Annotated in this window: 11 protein-coding genes and 2 pseudogenes; 10 read left to right on the forward strand and 3 right to left on the reverse strand. The window is 54.7% G+C overall.

Annotated features, from left to right (window positions below; genetic code table 11):
• The 5 genes and pseudogenes from RMSM_RS40600 to RMSM_RS02955 form a co-directional block, all read left to right on the forward strand.
• Window positions 1–198 (forward strand): annotated as a pseudogene (locus tag RMSM_RS40600) (hypothetical protein); the annotation flags it as partial.
• A gap of 46 nt (window positions 199–244) precedes the next feature.
• Window positions 245–742, forward strand: coding sequence for a hypothetical protein (locus RMSM_RS02940; protein WP_008691347.1), 498 nt, complete (start codon window positions 245–247; stop codon window positions 740–742).
• 241 nt (window positions 743–983) lie between these two features.
• Entirely contained in the window at window positions 984–1,631 is a 648-nt protein-coding gene (locus RMSM_RS02945; protein ID WP_008691348.1) for a hypothetical protein, read from the forward strand.
• 172 nt (window positions 1,632–1,803) lie between these two features.
• Window positions 1,804–2,748, forward strand: a complete 945-nt coding sequence (locus RMSM_RS02950) for a putative secreted protein (protein WP_008691349.1) — start codon at window positions 1,804–1,806, stop codon at window positions 2,746–2,748.
• A gap of 159 nt (window positions 2,749–2,907) precedes the next feature.
• Window positions 2,908–6,345, forward strand: a complete 3,438-nt coding sequence (locus tag RMSM_RS02955) for a serine/threonine-protein kinase (RefSeq protein ID WP_040763822.1) — start codon at window positions 2,908–2,910, stop codon at window positions 6,343–6,345.
• Window positions 6,346–6,373: 28 nt separating this feature from the next.
• On the opposite strand, the gene epsC is transcribed toward RMSM_RS02955, so the two are convergent.
• Window positions 6,374–7,342 (reverse strand): serine O-acetyltransferase EpsC, encoded by a 969-nt coding sequence (gene epsC / locus RMSM_RS02960; RefSeq protein WP_008691353.1) that lies wholly within the window; start codon window positions 7,340–7,342, stop codon window positions 6,374–6,376.
• 500 nt (window positions 7,343–7,842) lie between these two features.
• A complete protein-coding gene (locus RMSM_RS02965) occupies window positions 7,843–8,271 on the reverse strand; it encodes a hypothetical protein (RefSeq protein WP_040763824.1) in 429 nt (142 codons plus the stop codon).
• Window positions 8,272–8,691: 420 nt separating this feature from the next.
• Here RMSM_RS02965 and RMSM_RS02975 point away from each other — a divergent pair, with 420 nt between their 5' ends.
• The gene (locus RMSM_RS02975) at window positions 8,692–9,087 is read left to right on the forward strand and encodes a secreted protein (RefSeq protein ID WP_008691358.1); all 396 of its coding nucleotides are present in this window, start codon (window positions 8,692–8,694) and stop codon (window positions 9,085–9,087) included.
• A gap of 59 nt (window positions 9,088–9,146) precedes the next feature.
• Here RMSM_RS02975 and RMSM_RS02980 read toward each other — a convergent pair whose 3' ends face one another.
• Entirely contained in the window at window positions 9,147–11,591 is a 2,445-nt protein-coding gene (locus RMSM_RS02980) for an efflux RND transporter permease subunit (protein ID WP_008691360.1), read from the reverse strand.
• Window positions 11,592–11,863: 272 nt separating this feature from the next.
• Here RMSM_RS02980 and RMSM_RS02985 point away from each other — a divergent pair, with 272 nt between their 5' ends.
• The 4 genes and pseudogenes from RMSM_RS02985 (at window position 11,864) to RMSM_RS03000 (ending at window position 16,767) form a co-directional block, all read left to right on the forward strand.
• Complete coding sequence (locus RMSM_RS02985) at window positions 11,864–13,105, forward strand: NAD(P)/FAD-dependent oxidoreductase (protein WP_040763831.1); 1,242 nt, start codon at window positions 11,864–11,866, stop codon at window positions 13,103–13,105.
• A 36-nt stretch (window positions 13,106–13,141) separates the two neighbouring features.
• Window positions 13,142–14,694 (forward strand): annotated as a pseudogene (locus tag RMSM_RS02990) (sulfatase family protein).
• A 57-nt stretch (window positions 14,695–14,751) separates the two neighbouring features.
• On the forward strand, window positions 14,752–14,904 hold the full coding sequence (locus tag RMSM_RS40605; protein ID WP_008691365.1) for a hypothetical protein: 153 nt from the start codon (window positions 14,752–14,754) through the stop codon (window positions 14,902–14,904).
• A gap of 639 nt (window positions 14,905–15,543) precedes the next feature.
• Entirely contained in the window at window positions 15,544–16,767 is a 1,224-nt protein-coding gene (locus RMSM_RS03000) for a DUF1559 domain-containing protein (RefSeq protein ID WP_008691367.1), read from the forward strand.
• The last annotated feature ends 7 nt before the right edge of the window (window positions 16,768–16,774 follow it).

Here is a 16,774-nt window from a genome sequence, read left to right on the forward strand (position 1 = left end):
GGATATCCAGCGATTCCCGGCGACCTGGTGGGACATGTTCCTGCATCGGACGTCCGCCTGTTGATTATCGCTGCGGACGGGAAAACACACGAAGAAACGATCCACATCGGCGGACATCCAGAAATTCTGCAACCGCGAATAGGAAAAGCAGCGATGGCATGGCTGCGAAGTGTGGTCTCGCGATTGCGAAAGGCATAGGATAGTAAACATCCCCTGCTTCCTCCCTCTGATTGCGAATGAAACCATGTCACGAATGATTGCGACTGTCGGCTTTGCATTAATCATGACCGCCCTGACAATCACATCGGTGGGCGCAGATGAGCCGGCGATTGGCGAGCCGGCGACTGGCGAGGATCAAGCATCCCCAGCCGATGACCGTGCCCAACGGATATCGAACTACCTAAGCGGCGCAAAATTTGTCGGCAAATTTACCGTCGATGGCAAACAGGACGCGGCACCGAAAACCGAAGAGTACACGATCAGCAAGTGCGAAAAGTTAGCCGAAAAGGATCTCTACCGACTGACCGCCCGGATTAAATATGGCGATGTCGACAGTGAGATCCCGATGGATCTGCCCATCCTATTCGCGGGCAACACTCCGGTGATCACGCTGAATTCACTGAGTCTTCCTGGCATGGGAACCTTTAGTGCTCGCGTTTTGATTCATGACGGACGCTACTCGGGAACATGGCAACACGACAAAGTCGGTGGCCATTTGTTTGGCAAGATTGTCAAAGAGTGAACGCCCATTGCCCGCGGCGGACAGGTTACAATGAGCCCACCTGGCACTGCACAAGTGGTATGTGACAGCTTGGTTTTAGGGTAGCGGGACGTTCGCAACAGTTTGGTGCGACGACCAAAGACGTCAAACATCTCGCATGACTTCCACTACGACGTGTCCCCCCTCATTCCAAGCTGCAATGCGATGCACACGTGTGCTTGCTCAGCTTCCCCCAACACTCCCACCCTCGAGAGTTCCCATCATGCTTCGCATCGTTTTCAGTTCTGTCTTTCTGTGCTTGTTGGTTGCCAGTGCAGTCGCCGGCGATCCAAAATCAGTCGTTTTCCGCGACGATTTCGAAAAGGGTCACGACCGCTGGCAAATGCTTGATCCAGCGACTTGGAAACTTTCGACTCACGACGGCAATTCGACGATCGAGATTACCGAACGGGGAAGCGAATACAAGCCACCCGTTCGCAGTCCCGGCCATGTAGCGCTGATCCGTGACTTGGAACTGGAAAGCTGCGAAATTACCTTTCGCGTCCGCAGCACCAAAGACACCGGCAACCATCGTGATTGCTGCGTCTTTTTCAATTACCAGGACGACCAGCACTTCTACTACGTGCACTTGGGTGCCAAACCAGATCCGCACAGCGGCCAAATTATGATCGTCAAGGAAGCACCCCGGTTGGCGCTAACGAAAAACGAGAAATTGACACCATGGGATGACCAGTGGCACACCGTCCGTGTCGTGCGTGATATTGAATCCGGAAAGATCGACGTTTACTTTGATGACATGAGCAATCCCCACATGTCGGTCACCGACAAAACCTTCAAAAAAGGACAAATCGGAATCGGTTCCTTTGACGACCTTAATGAGTTCGACGATGTCGTCGTCCGCCGGTTGTAAGCAGAAAACTGTCCTATTCCGGATAAAACGCGAGATTACATCGATTTGCCCCATGGCCCCGCGAGCGTGGTTTGTCGGTTTTCACAAAAGCCACTATCCTTGATTGTAGAAGAACCAACGCTCCACCCCCGCATCACGCGGCAACACGGCTGTTACGAAGGGCCTAATGAGAATGAATCGGATCCACCAATCGAAACTCGTTCGTCACGCGATCACACTTGGCGTCATCCTGTTTGCCTGTGTGCTGGCGGGGGCGGCGACGCTGTACGCTCAGGTGGTCGCTGAACCGCCCGCCGAGCAAGAAACGAAAGCGGATGCCGCCAAAACGGACGCGGCATACATCCGCGTCGACGAGACGGACGACGGCAAACCCCGCGCCCTGCAAACCGCGATCGTCCGCTATGTGGGCGAACCCGACACCCCGTTTGCCGGCCATGTGGTCGATTTGGTTGGCGTCGTCCACATTGGGCAAAATGAATATTACGCCGAGTTAAGCGAGCGGCTCGCGAAATACGACACCGTGCTGTACGAATTGGTGGCTCCCGATGGCACCCGGTTTCGCCCCGAGGATCTGAAGAATCGTCGATCCATTTTGTCGTCGATGCAATCGGGGATGAAAGAGATGTTGGGTTTGGAATACCAGCTCGAAAAGATCGACTATTATTCCAAGAACTTTCGGCACGCGGACATGAGCCCCGAAGAGTTTGTCGAAGATTTGAACCGACGTGGCGACAGCATTTGGAAGATGGGGGCTCGCATGATGGGCGCCGGCTTGGCGTCGCAAGCCGCCTCCGGTGGCGAAGCCGGTATGTTGATGGCACTATTCAGCGACGACCGCGCCAAACATCTGAAACAAATGATGTCGCGGCAAATGGTCGACATCGATTCGGTTACGGCCGGATTGGATGACGCCAACGGCGAAAACACTTTGATCAAAGGCCGTAATGCCAAAGCCTTTGAAGTGCTCCGCGAAGAACTCGACGCGGGCAAAAAGAAGATTGCCGTGTTCTATGGTGCCGGCCACCTTCCCGACATGGCCGAGCGAATGGAAAAGGATTTCCAAATGAAGCGGACAAAAACCATGTGGCTCGATGGCTGGGATTTGACTCGCAATTAAGGATTGACGGCCGAGCCCTCGACTTGCGACTCGATTTGGTACGTTTGCTTTTCGTGTCGAGACGCTGCGTTTCCCATGCAATCAGTTCAACTACTTGGCGCCCGCCAAGGGTTGCCCCGAGGACGCAAGTTGCGATGACATCAGGAAATAGGTCGGTGCATGCGAAGTGAGTCTGAGCCATCGGTGAATGATCCGGTCAACGTTTGCACGCCACAGACCGATTCGTTTTACCAGCAGTTGCATCAACACAAGGATGCATCGTTCACGGGGCGTCTGTTGTTAGATGAATCACGGCTCAACGCGGTACGCGAGCGATTCCGAAATGTTGGCGATTCGGTGGCAACCCAATCGCTCGGCTCCGCTGAACCGGACGATGACTTCCAAACGCCGCTGCAGATCGGACGTTTTACGATCCGTGGTGTTTTAGGCGTCGGCGGGTTTTCAACCGTCTATCGCGCTCATGACGAGATGTTGCAACGCGAGGTCGCGTTAAAATCATTTCGCCGAAACCGCGATGCGGCAACGGATGACGAAGACCCTCGGTTATTCGAAGCACGTGCGGCCGCTCGATTGAACCACCCCTATTTGGTCCCGCTGTACGAAGCGTTTCAAGACTCGCAATCGGTTTATCTGGTGTCCGAGTTCTGCGAGGGACCGACGCTTGCCCGATGGTTGAAAGAACACTCCGAGCCGGTCGATCCGTCGTTGGTGGGTGATACGATCTTGCGTTTAGCGGATGCGATTGTGCATGTCCACGGACGTGGACTCGTCCATCGTGACATCAAACCGCAAAACATTCTGTTGCAACCTGACTCGACAAGCGGTCAGCCAACACGATTGTCGCCGCGGTTAACCGACTTTGGACTCGCCCGCGATCTTTTTTCCGAAACGCAAGACGACTCGGATGAACGCATGGTCGGAACGCTTCACTACATGGCTCCCGAGCAAGTGCTTTACAGCGAACAGACGCATGGTGAATCGTGCGATATTTTTTCGCTTGGCGTCCTGACCTATCAAATGTTGACGGGGTCGTTGCCCCACCGCGGCAGAAATGCCGAAGAAGTATTTGAATCGATCTGCTTTGAAAAGCCCATTGCCCCGCATCTCATCTCTCGAGGCATCCCCAGGGACCTTGAAGCGATCTGCCTAAAATGCCTCGCCAAAGATCCTGCACAGCGGTACGCCACTGCGAGTGAATTGACAGCGGACCTGAACCGATGGCAACAAGGATTGATGGTCCACGCTCGCCCTCGTTCGCTTGCCGAACGAACCATCCACGCCGCGCGCAGGTCACCTCTGGAAACGGGGCTGTTGGTCACCGTGTTTCTGTTGATTGCCGGCGGTGCCATGGTGCTTGCTAACAGCAATCGTCGTCTTGCCGACAAACAAAAGTCGTTGCAATACGCGTTAGCGGACATCCAAATCCGAAAAGAACACGCGATCCGCCAGGAATATCAAACGCGTCTGCAACGAGATCGTGCAAAAGAGCAAGAACGGATTGCGATTCAAACTGCCTACCATTCCGACTTGCGATACGCCTATTCGTCGTTGGCGAGCAAGAGTCCGGCCAAGGCGATTCAGATTGCCGAGTCGATCGAGCGATTTGCGGCCGGGGTGATTCCCATCGGCGATGACTTACGACTGTTGAAATCCCAGGCGAGCAATGGTTGGTTATCTTTGGCTCCGCATACCACTCAGATTCGCGACGTACTGATTTTAAAGCAAAGTGATCGCGGCCTTGTCGTCAGCGAAGACGGAGTCATTCGGATTCATCGCCTCGACAATGCAGAGCTGTCGCAAGAATTCGTGCTTCCCGATGACACGCGGGTCTATTCGGTGGCGGTCACAGCCGACGAAACCCTGATGGCCGTCGGCAAACAAATTGCCGAAGACGGCGAGTGGTTAGAAACACGCAACGAGGTTGAGTTCATTCGATTGGACGGTTCATTGCCTCCTGAACCGTTAACCCATTTTCCCACCACCATCCAATCGCTTGCATTCAGCCCCGATAACTCTCGCATCGCGGTCGGTTGCCGCTACGAACCGATTCAGATTTTCTCGGTACATCCGAATGAAATGGCATCGACGAACGTCCCCGTTGTCTCGATTGAGGCACCTCGGCGAAACCACGACATCACCTTTACGCAAGACGGCAAACAATTGCTGATGTTGAAACAGCAAAATACGCCGCGGCTGGTTCACGTCGACGCCCCATCGATCACCGATGAATTCGGTTTGGGAAATCTGGTTTATCGAATGGCTTTGTCCAAAGATGGACGCTATCTCGTCTGCACCTTTTCGGATGTTGACGATTTGCATTTCTTTGATTTGGAATCGCCAAATCGAAAAATCCGACTCGAACAAGCGATCGGTAACCCCAATTGCGTGGCAATCTCGGACCAGGGGGATCAAGTCGTCGCTGGTTTTCACAACGGAACGATCATTACGTGGGACTTGAGTACGATCATCGGAAATGCGGCTGACGAAACCGCCGACCATCCAAGCGTGCTGGATCCCACCGGTTTCAAGGTTCTACACAACGGCACCGTGACCGAGATCTCGATCGATGATCGCGGACGCATTCTTAGCGGCGGTGAGGATGGGTCCGTTGCAATTAGCCTGTTTCGCGAGATCGTGGCCCCTTCGATTGTCACGGCTCAATATTCTACCGATGCAGCACTGACGCACGATGGAAAAACCGCACTGCTGGCGTGCGCCAATTCCGAGGTCCTCTGGATTGATACAAAAACCTTGCAAATCAATCGGGTGCAAACTCCCCGCCTCGGAGAGTTACCAATGCAAATCAAAGTCTCACCGAACGATCATTGGCTTAGTGTAGGATACGACAACGGCAACGCTCAGCTGGTCAATCTCTTGAAACCGACGGTCTCGTACTCGGTCCTGTGTCCGGAATGCGAGACGGATGACCAAAGACGTGTCCAGGTCGACTTTGGCTTTGACGGCAACCAAATGCTCGTTTCTTCTGACCGTGGCTACGTGATCAAATTGTGCGAATTGCCGCCCGTATCAAGCGAGCCCGACGACGCCGATAACGAACTGGTGACAGTCGGCCAATTACGATTGCCGGTGGATCATCGCGCTAGTCTGCTGCACCGGACGAATCATTGTTTGTTGCTTGGCGAATACATCGGAGAATTCCGATTCGATGAAGGTGACGGAAACGTGGTCTCACGCGGGGTGAACCACTTCCGAGCGGTATGCACCGATCATGCCACGAAGAGAATTTTCTCGGCGGCGTTTGATGGCCGAATTCGGCTGCATGATTGGCAAGGCCATATCTTGGAAACCGGCAATCGCTGGGAATCCGGTGACAACGACCAGCGACGGTGGCCGGAAATGACGGCGATCACGATCACGCCCGATTGCGAAAGCTTGTTGACCGGCGGCCATGATGGATCGATCGCCATTTGGAACTCGCGAGATTTGCGGTTCATTGGCACCTTGGTCCCCGCAAACAACCTTGGCCCCATCACCAACATTGCCTTCGCCGATGACGCCCGGCTGTGGATGTATCACCAGCGAATGGACGATCCAGATCAACCGCAGCCGGGTCTGAAAATCCAATGGATCCAGTAGTTGCGTCGCCGCGGTTTGTCCGCCGATTTTAAATCTGGAAATTCAGCTCGTCAGCGAGTTCATCGTTTTGCCCGCTGCGGACTCGCAACTGTGGTTTTTCAAGCAACACGGTCGTTCGCGGTCCCACGCTCTTGGTGATCCACACGCTCGAACCGATCACGCTGTCTCTGCCGATCGTGGTCTTGCCGCCCAAGATCGTTGCGTTGGCGTACACGACCACACCATCTTCGATCGTAGGGTGACGTTTGGTGCCGCGAATCAAATGACCATCATCATCGGTCTTGAAACTGAGTGCACCAAGAGTGACCCCTTGATACAACTTCACACCACGACCGATGACACATGTTTCTCCGATGACAACCCCGGTACCGTGATCGATAAAGAAATGATCGCCGATGGTTGCACCGGGGTGAATATCGATTCCCGTTTGCTTGTGCGCCCATTCGGTCATCATCCGAGGGATGAAAGGAACATGCAGCTTGACCAATTGATGAGCGATTCGGTAGACCGTGATCGCTTCGAATCCGGGATAGCAAAAAACCACCTCGTCGCTGGTTTGACAGGCCGGGTCGCCATCGTAAGCCGCTTGAACATCGGTCGCCAGGATGCGCCGCAGTTCGGGGATTCGCTTGAGTAGCTCGATCGCCATCGCTTGCCCTTTGGCCTCGAAGTCGATGTCGCTTTCGCAATCCATGTGATTTTTTTGCACACGGTGCTCGTGCCGTAGCGCCCGTGCGATCTGGGTGGTCAATTGGTCATGCAGCGAATCGATCAAGCTGCCGACGTGGTAGCGAACATTGCCTGCATGCAACCCGGTTTTGCGGCGGTAGCCTGGATACAGCACATCCTTCAAATCCAGCAGAATCTCGACCACTGCGGTATAGCTGGGCAGCGGGCAATGACCGAGATGGTTGATCGCATCATCAGGTGTATAGGTCGCAACAATCTGCTCAGTCAATTCAGGCAGCTGCTCTTTCAAGCGAAAGTCAGACGACACGGTACTTTCCTCAATTCAGATGACCAAACCAAAATCGCCCCCCAAAGCTAATCTCAGGGATGGCTACGAGACTCAATTACAATCGTAACCATATTCTCAGCGAGCGTCTGCCACGCGAATTGTGGCAATCCCGCTTGCGTCCGCCCAATGCCATCTACTTTCGCACTAAACGGGCGGCGTTTGTAGCGGTGCGGCGCGGGGCCTCGCCCGGTCTAAACCGAACGTTTTTACTCGCCTCAACCGGACGGCTCGCGCCGTGCCGCTACTAAAGTAGTGGGACTCGCCAGAGTTCCTGGTGCTGCAACAGCAACGATGGGAATTCTGGCGAATCCCACTACTTGAGCATCCCCCAATGTTTGCCAAAGTAGAGGAACTTGGGGCGAATCCCCTCGAGCCCTCTACAGACCGTTTGGCTGCGATACTTCGACCGCTAAATGACAAGGAAAATATCCCCCATCACTCTCAATGGGGCCGAAGCGTTTCGCGTCTCCCAGCCGGTCTTAGCGACCGATCGTCGGTGGGTTGTCCAAAAAGAAATCACGAGGTCCGTGATGACTGTAGTAGGGATAGCCGACTTGGCCCGTCGGAGGTCCTGGGTTGACCGGTTGGGCTTGGATTTGCGCCCCTGCACCATGGCCGAACAGACCGGGTTGCAGATGCGAGCTGTAATCCAATCCGCCTTGTTGCCAGCCAAGAGGCCCGGCGACGCAGCCCGTGCGGCCGCCACAGTTGCCGCCACACGATTGGCAACCGCTGTGTTTTGCGCCAATTCGGCCTAACAAGCCATTACCGCCCGTCGAGCTGCAATGGCCCGATTTGCAGTTTGGATTGCCACAGCCTTGGCTGCCGCCACGGACATTGTGATGCAAGCACCCGGTCGTGCTTAGCAATAAACCTGCAAGAGAACCAATCAATAACCAACGATTCATCGCCGAATCCTTCCGCGAATACGCCACATGCTTGTAGCGAGAGTGCTGTGGTGTTTTATGTAGGGGTCGCCCCAGCCAAACCCGATCTTTCAATCGAATTTCTCGAGCACGACGTCATATCACTACTGTCATTCGGCCTTTGCCGGTTGAGCCATACACATAATCGCTGTGACCCGAGCAAAGCGAATGAAACCACCATGACAAAGGTTTCGCAAACTTCCCAGTTTATTGCTAGCGATTTGAAAGTCGGATCGTCGGTGCGGATAGCCTATCGCCGAACCAATTTTCTCGACTTGCCAACACGCGAGCAACTTTGGTAGTCCCGAGTGTGTACGAATGCACAAACCCTCTCCGTGCGGCACGGCTTCGCGGCAATGGGCTGATGCCCTCACTCGACTGGACGCAAAGGAATCGATCCTCATGCAACGACCATCATGGACCAAGCTTGCACTCATCAGTGGCTTGTTCTTCGGAATTCAAACCCTCGTCACCGAATCGGCAACGGCCCAGGTCACGGTGCCTCGAATGCTCTCCGCCACGACCGACCGCAGCGCGACGCTAGAAGAACAGTTGACCAACCGGCTGCGAGCGACAAGCGAAGAGCAACGCGCCTATTTGCGTTTTGTAGTGCTGAAGGTCAAGGAAGGAAAACTCGACCTGCGATTGGTGGTGGCGGTTGAACGCTACGCGCTGCGTCGTCGTCCTGATTTTCCGTTCCCCTTCTTTGAACGCGCGATGAAAGTCCAGGCAGCCAAATATGGCGTCGTGATGCCACCGGTAAAAACATTCGCCTCGACTGCGGCGATCGCGCGATAGAGAGGGATCGGCAGTAAACGAAGAACGGCCGCATACACCGCTGTTTTACGTCGACTGTTTTACGTCGACCGCGTTTGTCGGGCGCGGCGACGCCGTGGCAAACGCCGCACATCGAATGGTTTGCGGCGGCGTGGTGCATCCGATCCAATGGCCGCTTTCGGGTCAACTCCAACCGTCCGCGCCAACCAGCGTCCCAAGACGCTGGACATCAGCGAGGGCAATAACAGCAAGTCGCCCACCAGTGCCGCCAGCAACAATCCCATCATCAAGACAGCAAATTGGCTAGTCGGCACAAAATCGCTGAACCAATACGCCATCAGCGACAATCCACAAACAAGCGTCGTTTGTAACATCGCCCAACCGCACTGTGACAACGCTCCATAGACCGCACGAATCTGGCCCAATCCGCGGGCGCGACGTGAACCGTAGCGGCTAACTAGGTGGATCGTATCGTCCACTGCAATCCCCAATGCCACGCTTGCTGTCATCACCGACCCGATATCCAAAGGCGTCCGGATCAACCCCATGCACCCGAACAGGGCAATGGTGGGAAACAGATTCGGCAGCATCGCGATCAAACCGCCCAGCAAGCTTCGCAATAAGAACATCATTACGATCGCAACGACACCAAATGCAGCCAAGAAGCTACGGAACAAGTCGCGAAGCAGCACTTCTTGTGCTTTCTGAACGATCGCGACATGCCCTGTTAAGGTGACGTCGGCATCCAATTCATTTTCGGCAATCGTCGCATCAACCGCTTGGCGAATATGGGTGATCATCGTTCCATGATCAACATTTTCATTCTGAGGCAAACGGATGCTGACCCGCCAAACCTCGGCTTTCTCGTCACGCGAGATAAATCCCAATTTGCCAATCGACGATTCGGGGTCACGAATCAACGAACGCACCACACTGCGGCTGGCGGTCGCCGATAAGCTGGCCCCACTCTTCACCGGTGGAATGAACGATAACGGTGACAACACGCCATCGACCGATTCTTGCTGTAGCGCTGTCTTGTGTACCTGTTTGACCAGATCCAATCGCTCCAGCGGATCATCGTCGTCGGTCATTGGCGGAAACGAAACCAACAGTTCGCCCGTCACCGTCGGACCGATATTCTCTTCGAACCATTCATATTGAATTCGAATGTCGCTGCTAGGCAAAAACATTCGCGGCACATTGACCGACGTCTCGAGATTTCGCAGACCAAAACCCAACACGATCGTCAGCAACACAAAACTAATGATCACCGGCCAGGGTCGCGCCAACCGTTTGCGAATCCTTCGCCGCACACGACCGCGAATCCGGGTGAGCCAAGTATCTTTGGGCTCGGCTTCGGGCAATGGCATGCGAGGATCGGTCAGCACCATTGCGCCGGGCAGCACCAACAACAACATCAGCAACGTGCCCAAGACGCCCATCGACGCAATCGCGCCAAAGACACGAATCGGTTCAATGCGCACTAAGACCAGTGAGCCCAACCCAACCACCGTCGTTCCCGTCGCCAACAAACAGGGCGACATCCCGGCCCGCATCGCGCGTCGTGCTGCTCCGGTGCGATTCAATTCCGGATGCTCGTGCGACGCATCCAAATAATAATTGCTGAGATGGATTCCGGCCGAAACAGTCAACACGAACACCAAGGGCGGCAACACGATCAGCACGGCGTTTAGTGGCGTGCCCAAATAGTAGACCGCCGCCAACACCATCCCTTCGCCAATCACGGCCACCAACGTGATCACCGCGGTCAGTGGGATCGACCGCAAGGCGATGAAACACAAAATCGCCGCGAACACCGCCGACGGAGGCGCAAAATAGCGAACCGAGCGGACACTCGCCTCATCCACCGTCGCTCCGTCAAACGGACCGCCCACCATGGCAATCTCATCGACCGGAACGTCGACCCGGCGAGCCACCATTTCGCGAATCACCGGCAACACATGACGTCGTGCGACCAAGGCGGATTCATCCATCGATACGATCATGCTCGTCTGTTCGCCATCGTCACCGACCATCGATCCATGCAAACGAGCGACGGCAGCGCGGCGCGGCAAATTTGCCGGCGATGCCATCATTTTGTCGAGCATGTTCGATCCGCTGCGGCACCATTTCAGGGGGTGCGCGTCGCCGCATATCGCTTGCACTTCGGCAATCTTTGCGAGCGCCCATTCCGGCAGCGGCTCGCGATCCTCGTCCAACAGATCATTCGGCTGTTGGCACAACGGATCCAACAGCGCCACCGCGTCCTGCAACGACTCGGCTCCGAGATCCGATCCATCCCAGCCGATCAGAACCACGTCCGCAGCGGAAAAGCGACGAGTAAACTCGTTAAACTCGGCTTTTTCTGGCAGCGAATCAGGCACCCAGTCTGGGGGGCGATTCAAGATACTCTCGATCGCGGCGTGCGAATGCAAGATAGCCGGAATCGCCAGCATCAGCAGTAAACCGACACCGATCGCCAATCGCCGCAAATAACGACGTCGCCGGTAATCGATTTCAGCCATGGAAAGGACTCCTGCTGGGAAACGGTGATCACCTGCGTGACGTGGTAGGCGATAGAACTTACTGAACCGTTGTTATAACCACCGAATTACGAATTTTGCAGCCACACTACTTACGTCTAAGCAAAGAAGCTTGTCGCGATGGTTAGAATACGACGGCAAGGAAAGCTGTGCCGTGCCCGGTGGCGGACCGCCCGACCAAGCCCGCATTTTTAATGCTCGACAGCAAAATCACCCAGTTTTTTGTTTTTGGAAACACGAGATAAAGAAAGATGATGAAGTCAAGTTACGATTGCGTCGTGATCGGTGGTGGACCTGGGGGGTGTACGGCCGCCGCGATTGTGGCCCAGTCCGGGCTTTCCACGCTGCTGATCGAACGCGAAGCGTTTCCCCGTTTCCACGTCGGCGAATCGCTGATGCCAGAATCGTATTGGCCGCTTGAACGTCTCGGTTTGCTCGAGCGGATGAAAGAGGCCCAATTTCAAGTCAAAAAGAGCGTGCAATTTGTGAGCCATCATGGCAACGAATCGGCCCCTTTCTTTTTTCGCCAACACGACATGCGAGATTGCAGCGATACGTGGCAAGTCGAACGCAGCGAATTTGACAAGATGTTATTTGATCGCGCCGAAGAACTCGGAGCGGACTGTTACGACCAGACTCGCTTGATCGATGTCCGCTTTGACGAGTCGCAAAAGATTGTCGGAGTACGCGTGCGTGACCGGGATGGCAATGAACGCGATATTGATTGTCCCGTCGTGATCGACGGCACCGGACAACAGTCCTTTATCGCAAACAAATTAAAATTGAAAGTCGTCAATCCCGATCTTCGCAAAGTTGCCTTTTGGTCCTACTATCGCGATGCAGTGCGTGATGAGGGTGACAATGGCGGGGCGACGATCATACTGAACACCGAATCCAAAGAATCATGGTTCTGGTTTATTCCATTGTCACGTGGAATCACCAGCATTGGCTGCGTCGGCGATACCGACTATATGATCAAAGGACGCGGTAAACCCGAAGAGGTCTATTTCGAAGAACTCGAGCGTTGCCCCGGACTGAAACCCCGCTTGGAAAACGCAACCCGGCTAGGCGACATTCGCGCGGCGAAAGAGTTTTCGTACATGACCAAACAACACGCCGGGGACGGCTGGGTGTTGGTCGGCGATGCACTTGGGTTTATCGATCCGGTCTACTCATCGGGTGTCTACTTTGCACTGGAGATGGGCGTGCGAGCAGGCGATGCGGTGGTCGAAGGATTCAAGAAAAACGACCTCAGCGCAGCCCAACTCGGCGGTTGGACCGAATCGTTTCTCGAGGGCGTCCATTGGCTGCGCAAATTGGTTGCCGCGTTTTATACTAAAGAATTCAGCATCGGCCGGTTCATGAAAGAGTATCCCGAGCACCGCGGCCGCGTGACTGATTTATTGATCGGCCGAATTTTCGAAGAGAGTGCCGAGCAATTGTTCAAAGACATGGACACGTCGATCGAAAAAGCCAAGATGGAAGCAGCAATGTAGCCGGTGTCTCATTTCCGGAATCTGGAACAAGAAGAAATGAAACTGCGAAAACTCATTCTGCTGTTATTACTTCAGTCGTGTGTGTTGCTGTCATCGTCCACGGCGGAGCAACCGCCCAATGTCGTTTTGATCTTTGCGGACGATCTCGGTTACGGGGACCTTGGTTGTTATGGTGCGACGAAGGTTCAAACGCCGAACATCGACAAGATCGCGGCGGATGGCCGTCGATTCACCGATGCCCACTCCGCCTCGGCTGTCTGTACCCCGTCACGCTACGGACTGCTGACAGGCCAATATCCGTTTCGGGCAAACGGAGGCGAAGGTGTTTGGGGGCCATGTAGCCACTTTCAATCCCTGCTGATCGACACCAACAAACTGACGCTCGGGCAATTGTTCAAGAACAAGGGCTATGCCACCGCAGCGATCGGCAAATGGCACCTGGGTTTTGGAAAGGGAAAGACAGACTGGAACAAACCTTTGCGACCGGGGCCGCTGGAACTCGGTTTCGATTACTACTTTGGCGTCCCCAAGGTGAACAGTGGTTTTCCTTATGTGTATGTCGAGAACGACCGTGTTGTTGGTTATGATCCAAACGATCCAATTGTCTTCAAAAAGCCGTACTCAAAAACGACGACCTATCCGCCGGAGGCTGGCAGAAAAACGCCCAACGCAGTGGGAGGTGCCAAGCAGGCGCACGCCATCTATGACGACGAGAAAACCGGCACGTTGCTGACCGAAAAAGCGGTTACGTGGATTGAGGAAAACAAAGGGCAGCCGTTTTTCCTCTATTTTCCGACGACCAACATTCACCACCCGTTCACTCCGGCACCGCAGTTCAAGGGAACCAGTCAGGCGGGGCTCTACGGCGATTACATCCACGAATTTGACTGGATGGTTGGCGAGATTGTGAACTGCCTCGCGAACAATGGTCTGGCCGACAACACGCTGATCATTGTGACCAGCGACAACGGCGGCATGTTCAATCGTGGCGGGCAAGACGCCTTCCAAGCGGGGCACCGTCAGAACGGCGATCTGCTGGGCTTCAAATTCGGCGTTTGGGAAGGCGGACAGCGTGTGCCGTTTGTCGCCAAGTGGCCGGGAAAAATCAAAGCTGGCACGGTTTGGCCACCTTTGCCGCGCTGACGGGGCAAGAGGTCGACAAGAAGCAGTTAGCAGACAGTGTCAATGTCTTGCCAGCTCTTGTCAGCGACAACGCGATGCCGCTTAGGGAAAGTCTTGTGCTGATCCCTCGCAAACCCAGCCATGTTGCCGTTCGCAAAGGCAAATGGATGTACATCCCTGCACAGGGAAGTGGCGGCTTTACCGGCAAGCCTCCCGCACATGGTGCTGGCGGGCCGGCCGCGGTGTCCTTTGTCGGAAGCGAGAATAGCGATATCGAGAACGGTAAAATTAAAAAGGCCGCGCCCCGCGCTCAGCTCTACGACCTCGAAGCCGACCTCAGCCAAACGACCAACCTCTACCATCAAAACCCCGAGGTCGTTCAACAGATGGAAGCTCTGCTGAGAACGTATCGGCCGACGGAGGCTACATCGACAGGTGGCGAGAAACGCAAAAGAGGACAGAGGTAGTCTCACGAAATCAAGCAGATCGATGCTTTTGGCACTTCCAACGTCGACGGCTCAGCGGTGTTGAAGGACGAACCATTGGCCGAGGCGTACATCGAAGCGTTTCAGTCGATGGCCAACGACAGAAAATCGGGAGTCGCTGACTGGACGATTGTTCATGGCATTATCAATGCAAGCGAAGCCACACGATTCGGCCGGCTCTATCGTTCCTAGTCGCCGTGTTAATGTCGGACGCGTTTAGGACGCATTAAGTGGACCGTCCAAATTATTTGCGAGGGCAACGGCGGTAGCGAAAGTCGTCGAGACTTTCGGCGATCCACAGCGCAGACCGAAACTTTTGGCGAGTTTCGCTACCTTAGAACCGTTTGCGGATCAGAACGCAGATTTCTCGATCATCGAGAACTTGCCCAATCAGCGAATGGCCAGCCCGCACGCCGGTTCACAGATTTTTTTTAGCTTTGCCAATCTGGGGATGAAAGGCAGTAAGAATTCCGCTTCTTGCGACCAACCGGATCCCACCCCTCCCAATATCGCCATCCAATTCGCCAGGGTCGTCGATTTTTGCGGAGAAAATGTGTGCGATTCGGGGAGGGGCGTCGTGACGGCGTGAGACTTCTTCAAGCAGTGTCAATTCAGAAAAACGCCCGGTAAATAGCGACATTGGGCGTCTCCTGGACCGACGGAATCAACTCGGCTGACGGGGGCCTCGCACCCATCCTACAGAAAACTTTCGAAAAACTTTCTTTGGTGTGTAAAGATCCGCCCCGTTGCTATCGCTTAAGGAGCTAGAACGGGCGGTCCCCCCCTCGTTTGGAAGCTCTTTTCTATCCATCTCATCATCGGAGTTCAAACATGTCTTTTCTGAATCGTTCCCGTGACAGGGCACGCGGGTTCACGCTCGTCGAGCTGCTCGTTGTGATCGCCATCATTGGCGTGCTCGTCGGATTGTTGTTGCCCGCCGTTCAAGCCGCTCGCGAAGCCGCTCGTCGAATGAGTTGCAGCAATAATTTCAAGCAACTTGGCTTGGCGATGCACAACTACCATTCTGCTTACAAGCAATTGCCAACCACGGGTGATGGTACTTCCAAGTTAACGAGCAACAGCTCCATCGTGCCGCTCACCAATACAACGAACACTTATTTGAATTGGCTGGTGGGCATGACGCCCTTCTTCGAACAGCAGGCATTGTGGGAGCAGATTTCCAATCCGCTCGATGAGGATGGCAACGCCAGCACCTCGAACGACCGCTGGAATCCGATGGGGCCCAATCCAGAGATGACGTTGGCTCATCACAACGCATTTCGCTACGACCCTTGGATGACCAATATTTCGATGTTGCGTTGCCCAAGTGATCCTGGCACCGGTCTGCCATCGCAGGGAAGAACCAATTACGCCTACTGTTACGGCGACAGTCCGCATCAATCACACGAAGGCGCAAGGTCTGCAAACGGCAATCCTCGTGCGGCGCAGGCGGTGCGAGCTGCCCAGCGTGGAATGTTCGTCATGCGGAAAGCGACTAAGTTCCGTGACGTCTTAGATGGATTGTCAAACACGATCGCGGCTGGCGAGATCGCGACCGATTTAGGTGACCGCGACAAGCGAACCCAGTTTGGTTACGAAGCGACCAATATCGATGGTCGACGGCTGACCGATCGTGACCCGAATGTCAATCTATGCATCAACACGGATCCTGAACGTCCACAATTCTGGGCCACCGGTCAGAAAACAGTGGGAAGCGCTGAACGCCGTCGTGGGTATAAATGGGCTTGGGCGGCTCCTGCGTTCTCTGGAATGACAACGATCTGGCCTCCAAACGAACGGATTTGCATCGGCAGCAGCAATGCGAGAGCTGCAGCCATCGCGCCGCCGAGTAGTCGCCATCAAGGTGGTGTTCATGTGCTGATGGGTGACGGAGCAGTCAAGTTCATTACCGACTCGATCGAGGCCGGGAATCAGCAAGCACCCAGGGTTTCAAACATGGGATCCGCTACGCCACCTGGATCACAGAGCCCGTATGGGTTGTGGGGTTCACTGGGTACACGAGCTGCCAAAGAGGTTATCGACGAGGACTTCTAAGCAGGTT

This window comes from Rhodopirellula maiorica SM1, from assembly GCF_000346295.1.
Taxonomy (GTDB): Bacteria; Planctomycetota; Planctomycetia; order Pirellulales; family Pirellulaceae; genus Novipirellula; species Novipirellula maiorica.